Source organism: Paenibacillus sp. GM2FR (assembly GCF_002803325.1).
Lineage (GTDB): Bacteria > Bacillota > Bacilli > Paenibacillales > Paenibacillaceae > Paenibacillus_AQ > Paenibacillus_AQ lautus.
In genome coordinates this window covers 2042025-2055908 of the sequence record NZ_MKZM01000008.1, presented here as the reverse complement: position 1 = coordinate 2055908, position 13884 = coordinate 2042025, and the positions used below count along the sequence as shown (strand labels likewise).

General features: G+C 49.3%; 11 protein-coding genes and 1 pseudogene. 10 read left to right on the top strand and 2 right to left on the bottom strand.

Annotation, left to right across the window (positions count from 1 at the left end):
* The first annotated feature begins 234 nt into the window (after nt 1-234).
* Nucleotides 235-924 carry an alpha/beta fold hydrolase gene (locus PAEVO_RS09320; protein ID WP_100537290.1) on the top strand — a complete coding sequence of 230 codons (690 nt, stop codon included), beginning with the start codon at nt 235-237 and terminating at the stop codon, nt 922-924.
* Between the two features lie 146 nt (nt 925-1070).
* Here PAEVO_RS09320 and PAEVO_RS09315 read toward each other — a convergent pair whose 3' ends face one another.
* Nucleotides 1071-1529 carry a DinB family protein gene (locus tag PAEVO_RS09315; RefSeq protein ID WP_100537289.1) on the bottom strand — a complete coding sequence of 153 codons (459 nt, stop codon included), beginning with the start codon at nt 1527-1529 and terminating at the stop codon, nt 1071-1073.
* Between the two features lie 155 nt (nt 1530-1684).
* Between PAEVO_RS09315 and PAEVO_RS09310 the strand changes: the two genes are divergently transcribed.
* The 5 genes and pseudogenes from PAEVO_RS09310 (at nt 1685) to PAEVO_RS09290 (ending at nt 5875) form a co-directional block, all read left to right on the top strand.
* Nucleotides 1685-2026 carry an MmcQ/YjbR family DNA-binding protein gene (locus tag PAEVO_RS09310; protein ID WP_100537288.1) on the top strand — a complete coding sequence of 114 codons (342 nt, stop codon included), beginning with the start codon at nt 1685-1687 and terminating at the stop codon, nt 2024-2026.
* A gap of 164 nt (nt 2027-2190) precedes the next feature.
* Nucleotides 2191-2856 carry a TetR/AcrR family transcriptional regulator gene (locus PAEVO_RS09305; RefSeq protein ID WP_100537287.1) on the top strand — a complete coding sequence of 222 codons (666 nt, stop codon included), beginning with the start codon at nt 2191-2193 and terminating at the stop codon, nt 2854-2856.
* Between the two features lie 77 nt (nt 2857-2933).
* A pseudogene (locus PAEVO_RS09300) lies at nt 2934-3359 on the top strand (pentapeptide repeat-containing protein); the annotation flags it as partial.
* 114 nt (nt 3360-3473) lie between these two features.
* Entirely contained in the window at nt 3474-4703 is a 1230-nt protein-coding gene (locus tag PAEVO_RS09295) for a serine hydrolase domain-containing protein (RefSeq protein WP_100539388.1), read from the top strand.
* Nucleotides 4704-5167: 464 nt separating this feature from the next.
* Nucleotides 5168-5875 carry a DNA alkylation repair protein gene (locus PAEVO_RS09290; RefSeq protein ID WP_100537286.1) on the top strand — a complete coding sequence of 236 codons (708 nt, stop codon included), beginning with the start codon at nt 5168-5170 and terminating at the stop codon, nt 5873-5875.
* Between the two features lie 780 nt (nt 5876-6655).
* On the opposite strand, the gene PAEVO_RS09280 is transcribed toward PAEVO_RS09290, so the two are convergent.
* Nucleotides 6656-7351, bottom strand: a complete 696-nt coding sequence (locus PAEVO_RS09280) for a helix-turn-helix domain-containing protein (protein WP_100537285.1) — start codon at nt 7349-7351, stop codon at nt 6656-6658.
* A 296-nt stretch (nt 7352-7647) separates the two neighbouring features.
* Here PAEVO_RS09280 and PAEVO_RS09275 point away from each other — a divergent pair, with 296 nt between their 5' ends.
* The 4 genes from PAEVO_RS09275 to PAEVO_RS09260 all read left to right on the top strand — a co-directional run bounded on the left by PAEVO_RS09275 (nt 7648) and on the right by PAEVO_RS09260 (nt 13880).
* Nucleotides 7648-9039 carry an ABC transporter substrate-binding protein gene (locus tag PAEVO_RS09275; RefSeq protein ID WP_100537284.1) on the top strand — a complete coding sequence of 464 codons (1392 nt, stop codon included), beginning with the start codon at nt 7648-7650 and terminating at the stop codon, nt 9037-9039.
* Between the two features lie 96 nt (nt 9040-9135).
* Nucleotides 9136-12045 (top strand): extracellular solute-binding protein, encoded by a 2910-nt coding sequence (locus PAEVO_RS09270; RefSeq protein WP_100537283.1) that lies wholly within the window; start codon nt 9136-9138, stop codon nt 12043-12045.
* A 3-nt stretch (nt 12046-12048) separates the two neighbouring features.
* Nucleotides 12049-13002, top strand: coding sequence for a carbohydrate ABC transporter permease (locus tag PAEVO_RS09265; RefSeq protein ID WP_100537282.1), 954 nt, complete (start codon nt 12049-12051; stop codon nt 13000-13002).
* A 14-nt stretch (nt 13003-13016) separates the two neighbouring features.
* Nucleotides 13017-13880, top strand: coding sequence for a carbohydrate ABC transporter permease (locus PAEVO_RS09260; RefSeq protein WP_207797501.1), 864 nt, complete (start codon nt 13017-13019; stop codon nt 13878-13880).
* Nucleotides 13881-13884 lie beyond the last annotated feature (4 nt).

Below are 13884 nucleotides of genomic sequence, written 5' to 3'. Positions count from 1 at the left end.
TGCACTGATGATCCTGTTGTCATGGAAGAAGCACTCACCTTAGATACACCTAGTAAACAGCTTGAACTTGTAGTCAATGGTCCCATGGATAATATCAACAAAAAACCCGAATTCTATCGGTTCTATTTACATTTCTACTTATCTACAGTTTCCTAAAGAAGCAGATTAGAAGGGAGTTTGTATCTAGTCTACCGTTTAAAAGGGGCAAATCTCAAATTAGGAGATGAGGCGAAGATGGAAACACGTGTGAAGCAAATTGAATTGAATGGACACACTTTTCAATATCGCGAGAGTGGGGAGCCTTCTGCACCGCCGCTTGTTGCACTTCACGCGCTTGGAACAAGCGCAGAATCATGGGATCAAGTCGCTTTTGCATTAGGAGACAAATTCCGCGTTTTAGCTTTAGATCAGCGGGGTCACGGGGGGAGTGCAAGAATAGGTACTTACTCTTTTGAACTGATGTGCGATGACTTGTTTCATTTTGCAAACGCCATGAATTTGGAACGATTTACGCTTCTTGGCCATTCCATGGGGGGAACCGTATCTTATCTTTTCTCGGAATTCTATCCGTCGAGGATAGAACGGTTGATCGTTGAAGACACTCCGCCTCCTTTTGCGGATAAGCCGATCCAAGTTCCTGCCAAACCTTCTGATCCCCTGCCGTTTGATTGGCAAGTAGTGCCTTCGATTTTACGGCAACTTAATGAACCCAATCCCGATTGGTGGTTGCGTCTTAATGACATTATCATGCCTACTCTTATTATAGGCGGAGGCTCCAGTCACATTCCTCATAACAAATTACGCGAAGTTTCTGAGCTTATTCCGAATTGTGAATTGGTGATGATACAGGATGCCGGGCACTTTGTGCATGATGATAATTTACCAGCTTTCTTGGCTGCCGCAAAAAAATTTCTTGATTCGTAAATATCTCTGAACGATGACACAGTACCCACTGCTTGTTCTAGCCAACTAAATGATCAAACTCTTGGGCTATAGCTCCGGTAGCTTAATTCGTTCGACTTTGGATAACAACCGGCTTTACCGTTAACAAACGAAATTGATCTTTACGTTCAGAAGAGGGGGCCGGGGAATCCGTTCAGACGAGCGATGACGCCGATTTGACCGACGTGATAGGACTCATGATCGAAAACATGATGGAAAATCCATCGCAGTGTCGGCGCCGAAGGCGGTTCCCAACCGTCTGAAAAACGAGGGAGCTGTATGGCTGGTGCATACTCATCGTAAATCATGGAATTGAGCTTGAGGTCTGTTTGGTTCCGAATGTCGATATAGGCCTGTAAAATTTGCTGCGGATGATCCATAGTCTTGGAGAGTTGACACGTTCCCTTAAAACTAATGACGTTAATCCATTCGTCTTCACTACGTGCGATGTGCTCAACGATCCAGGCGATAGAGTTGGGATGGGCGGGATGCGTTGCATACCACTGTTCTTCCGTCAATTGGTTTAAATAAGGGATCAGGATCTTCCTCACATCATTTCGATAAGGAAAAAAAGCAACTAGTTTCATGATTCCTCCGGTAAGAAGATAGAATTAGTATAAGTTGAGTGTCTATCATCATAGGGATTCAACTTATATTTATTTTATGGAAGGAAGAACGGAAACTCAAGTGATACCCATTCTATATAAGAAAGACATTTATTCTTAGCAAGGAGGAAAATAAAATGATGGAGGAGGAAATAATCTCCTATTGCTTAACCTACCCCGATGTTTATAAAGACAAACCGTTTGATGATAAATGGACTGTTTTACGTCACAAGAAAAACAAGAAGATATTTGCAATGATTTTTAACCTCGATGGACATCTTTGCCTTAACGTCAAGTGTGAACCGAACAAAGCCGATTTCCTACGCAACATTTATGAAGATGTTAAGCCTGGGTATCACATGAACAAAACGCACTGGAATACCATTATTTTAGATCGTAACATGGAAGAGGATGATATTTTCGAAATGGTGCATCATAGCTTTGAACTCACGAAACCTAAGTCAAAAAAACAGACGTAACCATCTCTATTGCATTGTTGGATGTACTCATGCCTTGGTTTCATGAGACGTTTCAGCTGGTTAGTCGAGCATCTGCTGTTTATTTTTAGAAAAGGGGTTGACATCAAAAAAATGATTGGATATATTTGTTACATACCAACCGAATGTATGAAAAGAGGGGGCAAATGGCAAGAAATAAATATCCGGAAGAAACAATCAACCAAATCCTTACCGTGGCTTTTAATCTGTTCATGCAAAAAGGATACGAGCAGACCTCCATTCAGGATATCATCAATGAGCTGGGCGGGTTGACAAAAGGGGCTATCTACCATCACTTCAAGTCGAAGGAAGAGATCTGGCAGGGCGTTATCGATCATGTGTTCAAAGGCGTTGACGAGGTGCTGTCCGGCATCCGGGATGACAATGGGCTGAACGGCTTGGAGAAGCTCCGCAAGATTTCCCAAGTCTCCCTCGACAATGCTGCCCGCAACGAACTGGCATCGGTCGGGCCGAATCTCTTACGCAATCCGAAGCTGTTGGCGGCGCAGATCGAGAACATCATCGAAAAAGCCGTACCCGTCTATATCCAACCCATCATCGAACAGGGTATGCGTGACGGCTCGATCCGAACCGACTATCCAAGGGAACTTAGCGAAGCTTTGGTCATTCTCACCAACCTGTGGCTAAACCCGGAGGTCATCCAGGCTTCGCCCGAGATGATGTTGCGCAAGGTAAGATTCTTCGATGAAATGTTGAAAGGCTTGGGGCTTGACCTATTCGATGAGCAAATGTATCAACGATACGAGGAGCTATTTCGTGTGTCAGCTAGAGAAATCATCAAAGAAAACTAACTGCCGAAAGGCAGCTTATTTTTCAGCCCATTCATACCAACGGTTGGTATGAATGGGTGATCCAGTTCATAAGCTTGTTAAAAAATGCAAGCTTCAATAAGATGATCCTGGTACGAACGAATTTCAGCAAGTCTGAGCTTCACGGAGCCAAATTCACAGGAGTAAGACTGACCGACGTCACGTTAACGATGACCGATCTTAGAAACACGATGTTTGAAGATTGCTTATTTGATGGGGTTGACTTCAAGGACTCCGATCTGAGCGGGAAACGTTTGGACGGACAGACGTTTATCGGCGTCAAGTTTGAGAAAGCTGCGTTAACCGACGTTTCGTTCAAGGGCGCTACTCTTCATCATGTTTCTTTCCATCCGGGGTTTACATTGACTAAAAAGTACTATCGTATGATCAAAACCATCTGCTTTGACGGTGCAACGATGGATAAATTAACCTTTGCTCTACTGAAAGGCATGGATGCTGATTTGTCAAAAGTTACGGTCATTTAAGGAAGGGGATCCGATGCCAAGCTTGCAGGAAAGCGATAAGCAAGGAGAGATTTTGGAGTTTAAACAATAGGACTGAAAAAAAAGTAAAGTGAGGGAAACTTAATGATAAAGATGATGGAACAAAAGAGTGGAGGCTTCTCCGAAACAGGGCTGCGCAGAATGCGCGACGTGCTGGCAAAACATGTCGATTCCGGGAAGATTCCAGGGCTCGTCGCCCTAGTCAGCCGGAACGGGGAGACGCACGTCGAAGCGATCGGCACGATGCGCCATGACGGTGGCGCGCCGATGCGCCAGGATACGATATTCCGGATGGCGTCCACTTCCAAGATGGTCGGGGCCGCCCCGGTGATGATCCTGCTCGATGAGTGTAAGCTGCATCTCGACGACCCAGTAGACACATGGCTGCCCGAACTTGCCAACCGGCAAGTGCTGAAACGACCCGACGGCCCGCTGGTCGACACGGTGCCTGCGCGACGGCCGATCACCGTGCGGGACCTGTTGACTTCTACGTTCGGACTCGGAGTGGATATGACGCTAATGGGCTCACCGATCCAAAACGCGATCTTCGAGAATGGATTATTTGATACGCCAGGGCAGGAGATGCCTGAGCCGGATGAATGGATGCGCCGCCTGGGTACGCTCCCGCTATGCTACCAGCCCGGAGAGCGGTGGCAGTACCACATGAGCAACGAAGTGCTCGGCGTACTCGTTGCCAGGGTCACGGGTCAGACATTCGAGACGTTCCTGCGCGAACGCATCTTTGAACCGCTGGGGATGAAGGATACCGGCTTCTACGTGCCCGAAGGCAAGATTGATCGGCTGCCGCCTGCCTACGTCCCTGATCCGCAGACCGGAGAGTTCATCGTGTGGGACGAAGCGGCAGGCGGACGCTACAGTAAGCCTCCGGCATTTCAAGCCGGAGGTGGTGGGTTGCTCTCAACCGTTGACGATTACCACGCGTTTTTACGTATGCTACTGAACCAAGGGATGCACGGGACCGAACGGATCCTGTCCCGGCCCGCCGTCCAGTTGATGACAACGAACCGTCTTACGCCCGAGCAACAAGCATTCCGGGACGACCTGGCCAAAAACAATGTCCATTTGTCGCATGGCCAAGGGCAGCACGGCGGCTGGGGCTTCGGGATGGCCGTACGCACCTACCGCGGTGACTACGCGTCCATCGGCCAGTTCGGCTGGGACGGCGGGAGCGGTACCTCGGCATACGCCGACCCGGACAAACAGCTCATCGGAATCCTGCTCACCCAGGTCGGGATGTCCACTCCGGATTCGGCGCATCTTATCCACGACTTCTGGACCATGGTCTATCAGGCTATCGAAGACTGATACCGAACCCGCGCATGGTACGTCGGATATCAACCCACTTCAGCCGCCGAACCGTCGGACGCTTCCGCCATTGGTCTTGGTCCTGATTGCCAAGGGTGGCAGAGTATTTATCACTGTTTTTGATGCGTTACTTGCAAGTTGCCTTCGGTACTTCCGTAGACTCTAGTGGTTTTAAGTAAATCAGGATTAAGTTACAAGAAGCTATAACGTTCTTTCTTCCTGCGTCAAAACAGACCGATATCTATATTGAATCGGTCTGTTTTTCGATATCACCAATGTTATCATTCTTATTGATCCACGCTGCAGGTGGTGTCAGCTTTGCTGGTATCACCACAAGTTGTTAAAATTTCAGGAAAATTTCAAATCGCAAGGGGGCTGCAAGGCGAGATTCGGGTCATAGTAGTCAAAATGATGACAACGAACCTCTCGAAGATTTAATATAGGTTTAGGAGCGTGAATAATAGATGACCTATGAAGAAATCATGGAAGCATTGGCTGGCATGGGCAGTGAGCAGACGAAAAGCACTTATATTCGCCATGGTGCGAAAGAGCCGTTCTTTGGCGTCAAAATCGGGGACATGAAGAGGCTCGTTAAGCATGTGAAAAAAGACCAAGCACTCGCTCTGCAGTTGTATGATTCCGGCAACTATGATGCGATGTACCTGGCGGGGCTCAGCATCAATCCGAAGACGATCACCAAAGAACAGTTGCAGCATTGGGTGGAGGGAGCCAATTGGCATTCGCCAGCCGAGTATACGGTAGCGAGAGTGGCCGCAGAAAGTCCGTATGCGCATGACCTGGCGGTGGAGTGGATTGATTCGCCGGAGGAACTGGTCGCTGTGAGCGGATGGAGCACTTATGCTAATTATGTATCGGTTGCGCCAGACGAAGCGCTCGACATGGAGGAGATACGCAGTTATTTGTTTAGAGTGCGCGACACCATCCACGGCGAGCGCAACTGGGTCCGATATGTTATGAATACTTTCGTTATTTCGGTCGGCGCATACGTCGAGGCATTAACGGAGGAAGCGAAGGCTGTCGCAGAGGAGGTCGGCAAAGTGCAGGTGGATGTCGGCAATACGGCATGCAAAGTCCCGCTTGCAACGGAATATATCGGCAAGATCGAGGCGATGGGCCGAATCGGCAGCAAGAAAAAGACCTGCATTTGCTAACCGCATTAGCGGAGGCCGAGGCGGTCTAAGCTGTAGAGTTCCGATCATAGTGTGGCTGGCAAAGAAGCAGTGTCCGGTAACGAGAGGAAAACCACTCCACCATGGGGAATCGCGACTACGGTATATTTCGATTATCATGTTCATGTCATTTATGTTATTAAGTGTCGGGTAACAAAAACATAGTAATATAAGCAGCCGCTGAATGCGGCTTTTTATATTTATGATTACATCGAGGGCGGCAGACGAGCCGATTGAATTTGTCGCAGATCACTTAAACCCTGGATGAGTGGAGGAATGGAATGAACATTTGGTTATTGCTTGCCATTTCCGTTGTGGTTCTTGTCATTGAATGTACAATAGATCATCGAGAAACGTCCGGAAGCGGGACTTCCGGAACTTGAAAGTATGGAAAAGCTGAAGTGAACTGCTGACATGTTATTTTCCCTGATGAGAAATCAGATGACAGCAGAGAGCGGATTAGTTGATCTTTACGTTCAGAAGAGGGGGCCGGGAAAGTCGTTCAGACGTGCGATGACGCCGATTTGACCGACATGGTACGATTCATGATCGAAAACATGATGGAAAATCCATCGCAGAGTCGGCGCCGAAGGCGGTTCCCAACCGTCTGAAAAACGAGGGAGCTGTAAGGCTGGTGCATACTCATCGTAAACCATGGAATTGAGCTTGAGGTCCGTTTGGCTTCGAATGTCGATATAGGCCTGTAAAACTTGCTGCGAGTTCTCCAAAGTCTGGGAGAGTTGACGCGTTCCCTTAAAACTATTAGGAGGCGACCATCTTCCGATATTCGTTCGCGCTTACGCCGGTATAGGATTTAAATCGCTTATAGAACCAGTCGATTTCCGTATAGCCCACCTCATACGCAATTTCGTAAACCTTGAGATCCGTTTGCTCCAGCAATATTTTCGCTCTTTCCATGCGCTGGATGAGCAAATATTCGTTAAAACTCATATTTTCATGGTTCTTGAACTTTTGACCAAGATAGGAGCGGTTGAAATGGAATTTGCTCGAAATGTCTTTGAGCGTAATATTTTCGTGCAGCTTTTTCCCCACATATTCCTTGACTCTGTGAATTACGTCATCCTCAGTGCGGCGTTGGTTCGCGTTAACAGCAGCTACGCTCTTCACCAGTTCCTCAGCCGGCAACGTGCTCGGTACGTAATCGCTTACCTGCAGCTGCAGCGCTTTGCGGATGAAGGCAAATTCCATGGTATCCTCGATAACAATGATGGGCAATCGGCTTATCCCCCGGATCCGACCGCACAGCTCCAGCCCTTTCTTGGGGCTGCCGTTCATGTTGATAACCGCCAGTGAATAGCCGTTCTCCTCAATCAGATGCAGCGATGCCTCAGAATCATCATCACAGATTTCCATGTTCATCCCACATTTGCCCCAATCCTGCAGGCGAAGCATGTCATCGGAGCAGCAGCCCAGATTGATATACAGTAACTTAGACATGATGACTCCCTCCCCGTATATTGCGAAAAGCGGAATATCAATCAAAAATGTTTAGGCTTACATTATGTTGTCCGGAGTCCCTTTTCCACAATGTGCTTTTCTTTGCATCGCTAACCATTCTTTACTTCTTGCAAAGCTTTAGTTGAAAAAGATCGGCGGACAAGCCGTTGCAGGAGGCGGCCTTCTAGCGTTTCACAGGTTGAACATCCCGATTTCCCCAGGTTGTTGCATGGAAATGTAAGCGCTAAACTTTGGATGAATATGGACCAAACATCAATCGTTGAGGGGGATTAAAGATGCGTGTTCGCAAATTAATGGTTCTGTTATTAGGATTGGCGCTGCTGCTTGCAGCCTGCAGCGGAGGCTCAGGCAGCCCAAGCAGCGGCAACCAAGAAACCGTGGAATCGGAGACGAATAGCGGCACTGAAAACGAGACGTCGAAGGGTACGGACGAGACCGAAAACAGCGGCGAGGAAGAAGTCTACAGAACGCCGGATATGGATTTTGATTTAGGCGGCAAGACCATCAAAATCGTCTCTTGGTGGGATATGACGATTCCGGAGGATACCCCGGACAATATCGAGCGCAAGAAGAACCTTGAAGACCTGATGAAAAAGCATAATTTTAAAGTGGAGTACGTGGCGATCGATTATGGCGAGTACCAAGAGAAAGTTACCGCTTCCCTGATAGCCGGTGAGCCGATCGGCGATATCGTTCGACTTGGCAAAACCTATACGGTGCCTACCTTGGTTAAACAGGATCTGCTTTGGCCGATCGACGAATACACCCAAAACCCCATCGCCTTTAATCAAAAGGTTACGAAGGAATACTACACGTATAAAGGCAGGGGGTACGGATTTACCGAAAACCAAGCAAATCTGGTTCAAGGCATCTTTTACAATCGTACACTTATGAACCAGCTTGGCTTAAAGCCGCTTCAAGAGTACGTGAACGAAGATAACTGGAACTGGGAAACATTCATCCAAGTGGCTAAGGAAGCCAACAAAGATACGAACAACGATGGCAAGCTGGACACTTGGGGGCTAGCAAACTCCTCGCTCATGGACCATGCCTTGTATTCCAACAATACGGGGCTGACCAAAGAAGATAAGCAAAATCTCGATGATCCTGCAACATTGGATGCACTTCAATTCATTTCTCGTATTGCCATCGAGAAAATAGCAAGACCGACCGAGGGCGGCGACTGGACGGAGCCAGGGCAATTTTTTCGTCAAGGCAATACATTAATGTACGCCGGTGCCCTCTATGAGATGAGCGGCTTGCAGACGGATATGCCGGATTACGACATCGGTTTCGTACCTTTTCCAAAAGGGCCGAACGCAACGGAATACCACTCTGCCGAAGCACTCTTCCAGGCGCTTACCATTCCGAAAGCAGTCGAAAATCCGGAACAGTTGCTGTATATCTGGGAGAAAATCAACGACATTGATTCCGTATACGATTATCCGGACCAAGGCTCATACGAAACGATATTCTCGAATGAAGACGACTTGAATAACGCCAAAATGGTGGCGCCAAACATGATGATTCTTGACCACAATACATTCCCGAATTTGAAGTACTACGATTTCGTCGGGGAGCTGAATGAAGGGATATCCGTTTCCACCGTTGTTGAGAAGTATAAGTCAACGTTTCAAGCGGCCATCGACGAAGTATATGGTCCTTGACCTTGAATATTAGCCGAAGACCGATCGTCCCTGCGGAGCTCATTGCTGCGGCAGGGGCGGTCATTGGATGGATTAACCGTGTGGGAGGGAGAGAAATTGAACACCAGGAACAAGCGTTTCGGCAGCGCCATACTTGTCATCGTCCTATTTTTTTTGTCTCTATGGGCCTTCTACCCTTCGAAATCGACAAACCAAGGCACCGTTCAAGCGACCGCCGACTTTGAAGCGATCATGGAAACGGAAGGGCAGGACGGGTACAGCCAGTATTTAGACGCCCATGCATCGGCAAATCGTCCGGACCGCATTGTCCGCATCGAAGGCGAGTCTTTTGTATCAACCGCTGGGAAGGGATTCGAGATCGCGGAGAAATTACACGGTTCCGAAGGCAAATCCGTGATCACGCCAGAGGTAGGTTCCATCACATGGGACGTGAACGTGGAAGAACCGGGCTTATACCATATACGGATCCGATATTATCCTATTGAAGGTAAGAGTTCGGCGATCGAAAGACAGTTCTCTATCAATGACGAGGTGCCTTTCAAAGGTGCGGATATCGTGTTATTCGACAGGGTATGGGGAAATCGGGACGAAGAAATCAGGCAGGATAACCGGGGAAACGATCTGCGGCCAAGGCAGGTCGAAAAGCCTTCATGGCAGCTTGCGCCGCTCTCCGATCGGTATGGCTATTATGATGAGCCGTATTCCTTTTATTTTGACAAGGGCAAGCAAAAGCTTACGCTAACGTCCTTGCGGGAGCCGATGGCCATTGATTATATCGAGCTCTACCAGGATCATGCCTTGAGAACGTACGAGGAACTGGCGAATGAATATGAGTCCGAGGGCTTGAAACCGAGCCGGGATCAGTACATTCTGATCCAAGCGGAGGACGCCAAGCGGAAATCGTCGCCGACCTTGTATCCAACATCCGACAGATCCAGCCCGACCGTGGTGCCTTACGACGTTTCCAAAATCAGAGTCAACACCATCGGAGGCGTCAACTGGAAGCTGCCGGGGCAATGGATCGAATGGGAGTTCGAGGTGGAAGAAGACGGATTATACCAAATCGCCTTAAAGCAAAAGCAGGACCAGCTCCGCGGCGTCTTCGCCACCCGCAGCCTTATGATTGACGGGGAGTTTCCTTTTCAGGAAATGAAACGAATCCGCTTTCATTACGACCGCGATTGGCAGATGAATGTGCTGGGCGAGGAAGAGCCTTATCTATTCCATTTCACCAAAGGCACGCACCGGGTCCGAATGATGGTGTCTCTTGGCGAGATCGCACCGCTCTTGCAGACGATTGAATCCAGCGTGCTGGAACTGAATGAAATGTACCGGAAAATATTGATGATCACCTCCAATACGCCGGATCCGTTCCGCGATTATCAATTGGAGAAGCGGATTCCGGATATGGTGGAGGTGTTCGCCGAGCAGGCCGAAATCATTCAGAGCGTGGCCGATTACCTGGAAGAGGCTACGGGCGAGCGCAGCGACAAGGTAGCTGTCCTGCATTCGATGGTGCACCAGCTGAACGAGCTTGCCGAAAATCCCGAAACCGTCGCGAAGCGCTTGGATACGTATAAAGTGAACGTAGGCGGTCTGGGAACCTGGATGCTGCAGATTAAAGAGCAGCCCATCTCGCTCGATTACCTTATCATTCACTCGCCGGATCGCAAGCTGCCCAAACCGGACGCGTCGTTTCTCGAAATAACGGGCCATGAGTTAGGCGCTTACGTGGCTTCATACACGGAAGACTATGACACGATCGGCAACGCCGGCGATGAAGAAGACGCCTTTACCGTTTGGGTAACGACCGGACGCGATCAGGCCCAAGTACTGAAAGCATTGATCGACGACACGTTTACGCCTGAATCGGGCATTCCGGTGCATCTCCGGCTTGTTCCGGGAAATATCCTTCTGCCAGCTACGCTTGCCGGAGAGGGTCCGGATGTCGCGATGCAAATCGGCGAGGATGTGCCGGTCAACTACGCGATGAGGGGCGCTGCGGCCGATTTGACGAAATTCGATGATTTCGAGCAGGTGGTTACCCGGTTTCGCGACAGCGGGCTGGAGCCTTATAAGTATAACGGCGGAGTATACGCCTTGCCTGAGCAGCAAACCTTCCCGATGTTGTTCTATCGGAAAGATATTTTGGAGGAACTTGGTTTAAAGCCGCCCGCGACCTGGCAAGAAATCTATGACATGATTTCCGTGCTTCAGAAGCACAACATGGAATTTTATTTGCCGCTGGAAGCCACTAATGCAAGCCTGGTCCCGAATGCTACGTTCGCGATGCTGCTGTACCAGAACGGCGGGCAGTTCTACCGCGATAACGATACGAAGAGCGCGCTCGATTCCGACATCTCCATGGAAGCCTTCAAGAAGTGGACGCAGTTCTATACCAGCTACAAGTTCCCGCTTCAAGCGGATTTTCCGAATCGTTTCCGGACCGGAGAGATGCCGATCGGGATTGCGGATTACACGACGTACAACATGCTGACGGTTATGGCCCCCGAGATTAAGGGACTGTGGGATTTCACGATCGTGCCGGGCACTGAACGCGGGGACGGCACCGTAAACCACGAGGTTGCCAGCCATACGACCGCCGTCATGCTGCTTCAGAATTCGAAGAGCAAAGAGGCCGCTTGGGAATTTCTGAAGTGGTGGACCGGCAAGGATACGCAAATTGCGTATGGACGAGAGATGGAAGGCTTGATGGGTGAGGCGGCCCGCTATCCGACGGCCAACATCGAAGCGCTGGAGGAGCTGCCATGGCCGGTGAAGGATTACCGGAATTTGAATAACCAATGGAGATGGGTGCGAGGCATTCCGCAAGTGCCAGGAGGATATTTCACGGGCAGGCATTTGGACAATGCGTTTAGAAAAGTGGTGAATGCCAGCGAAAATCCGCGAGAAGCCTTATCCGATTATATTCTGTACATTAACGATGAAATCGAGATCAAGCGGAAGGAGTTCAATTTGCCCATATTAACAGGGGAGGTGCGGTAGTCGATGCAACCAGGAATTCAAACCGTGAAGAGCCCCAAATCGAATGTGCAGAGGAACAGCCGTAGGGTCTCCTTCATAAATGAGTTAAAACGCAGCAAGCATTACTATTTGCTGATGAGTCCGTATATGATTATTTTCTTTCTGTTTACGGTTATTCCGGTGGTCTTTTCCTTTGCCCTAAGCTTCTTTTACTTTAACATGCTGGAATTTCCGAGGTTCGTCGGTTGGCAAAACTATTCGAGACTATTTCTGAATGACGATATCTTTATGATCGCCTTGAAAAACACCCTGATGTTTGCAGTCGTAACCGGTCCTGTCAGTTATATCGCCTGCTTTGTATTTGCATGGATCATCAACGAACTGTCGCCCAAAGTGCGGGCGTTCATGACGCTGGTCTTTTATGCGCCTTCCATATCGGGAAACGTTTATTTCATTTGGCTCATCATCTTTTCCGGTGACAGCTACGGGTATTTAAACGGATTTCTTATGAAAGCCGGCTTTATCTTGGAACCGATTCAATGGCTTCTGAATGAAAACTATATTCTATGGATCGTGATTATCGTACAGCTTTGGCTCAGCCTGGGCACCAGCTTTCTGGCTTTTATCGCCGGTCTGCAAACGATCGACAAGTCACTGATCGAAGCCGGGGCGATGGACGGCATTAAAAATCGTTGGCAGGAGCTCTGGTATATTACGCTGCCGTCCATGAGGCCGCAGCTGATGTTCGGGGCCGTCATGCAGATTACAACCGCATTCGCGGTCGCGGATATCTCCATCGCGCTCGCCGGATTTCCGAGCGTTAACTATGCGGCGCACACGATCGTAACCCATCTGATGGATTTCGGCACGATCCGCTTTGAACTCGGCTACGCATCAGCCATTGCGACGTTCCTGTTCCTGCTGATGGTAGGGACCAACAAGTTAACGCAAAAAATGTTGAGAAAGATAGGTGAGTAACGTTGGCTGCGAAAATGATTCGATATTTCCGGCTGCCGAGAACGCTGAACCGTTCTTTGCCCGTTAGCATTTTGCTGTTTGCGCTGCTCGCCTTGTTCGGAGCCTTCATGGCATTGCCCTTGATTTACGCGGTGAACAACGCATTCAAGCCGCTGGACGAATTGTTCATTTTCCCTCCGCGGTTTTTCGTAAACAATCCGACGATGGATAATTTCCTGGACTTGATGGTGTTAATGGGGAATTCCTGGGTACCCTTATCGCGCTATTTTGCAAACACGCTATTGATCACCATCATTGGAACGGCCGGACATATTCTGCTGGCGTCCGCGGCAGCCTATCCGCTAGCCAAATACCGGTTTCCCGGCTCGAAAGCGTTGTTCTCCATCGTGGTGCTCGCCCTGATGTTTTCGCCTCATGTAACGGCGATCCCGAACTATATGGTCATGTCTTGGCTGGGGTGGATCAATACGCATGCCTCCATCATCGTGCCTTCCTTGGCTTTTCCGCTCGGGCTGTTCCTGATGAAGCAGTTTATGGAGCAAATTCCCGACGCGCTGCTCGAGGCGGCCAAAATTGACGGGGCCAGCGAGTATCGGATTTACTGGTCCATTGTGATGCCGAACGTGAAGCCTGCCTGGCTGACGCTTATGATTTTGCAATTTCCCGCGCTTTGGGGCAGCGACGGCGGCAGCTTTATATACAGCGAGCATCTGAAGACGTTACACTTCGCGCTGGGACAGATCACGGAAGGCGGAATCGCAAGAGCCGGCGTCGGCGCGGCCGTTGCTTTTCTCCTGATGATCGTTCCCATCACGCTCTTTATCATCTCCCAGAGCAGCGTCATGCAGACGATGGCCACTTCAGGGATGAAGGACTAGAAAG

Coding starts and splice junctions, on each gene's coding strand:
- PAEVO_RS09295 (WP_100539388.1), top strand. CDS start 3,474: ATGGAACAAAAGAGTGGAGGCTTCTCCGAAACAGGGCTGCGCAGAATG.
- PAEVO_RS09265 (WP_100537282.1), top strand. CDS start 12,049: ATGCAACCAGGAATTCAAACCGTGAAGAGCCCCAAATCGAATGTGCAG.
- PAEVO_RS09280 (WP_100537285.1), bottom strand. CDS start 7,351: ATGTCTAAGTTACTGTATATCAATCTGGGCTGCTGCTCCGATGACATG.
- PAEVO_RS09310 (WP_100537288.1), top strand. CDS start 1,685: ATGATGGAGGAGGAAATAATCTCCTATTGCTTAACCTACCCCGATGTT.
- PAEVO_RS09260 (WP_207797501.1), top strand. CDS start 13,017: ATGATTCGATATTTCCGGCTGCCGAGAACGCTGAACCGTTCTTTGCCC.
- PAEVO_RS09315 (WP_100537289.1), bottom strand. CDS start 1,529: ATGAAACTAGTTGCTTTTTTTCCTTATCGAAATGATGTGAGGAAGATC.
- PAEVO_RS09305 (WP_100537287.1), top strand. CDS start 2,191: ATGGCAAGAAATAAATATCCGGAAGAAACAATCAACCAAATCCTTACC.
- PAEVO_RS09275 (WP_100537284.1), top strand. CDS start 7,648: ATGCGTGTTCGCAAATTAATGGTTCTGTTATTAGGATTGGCGCTGCTG.
- PAEVO_RS09320 (WP_100537290.1), top strand. CDS start 235: ATGGAAACACGTGTGAAGCAAATTGAATTGAATGGACACACTTTTCAA.
- PAEVO_RS09290 (WP_100537286.1), top strand. CDS start 5,168: ATGACCTATGAAGAAATCATGGAAGCATTGGCTGGCATGGGCAGTGAG.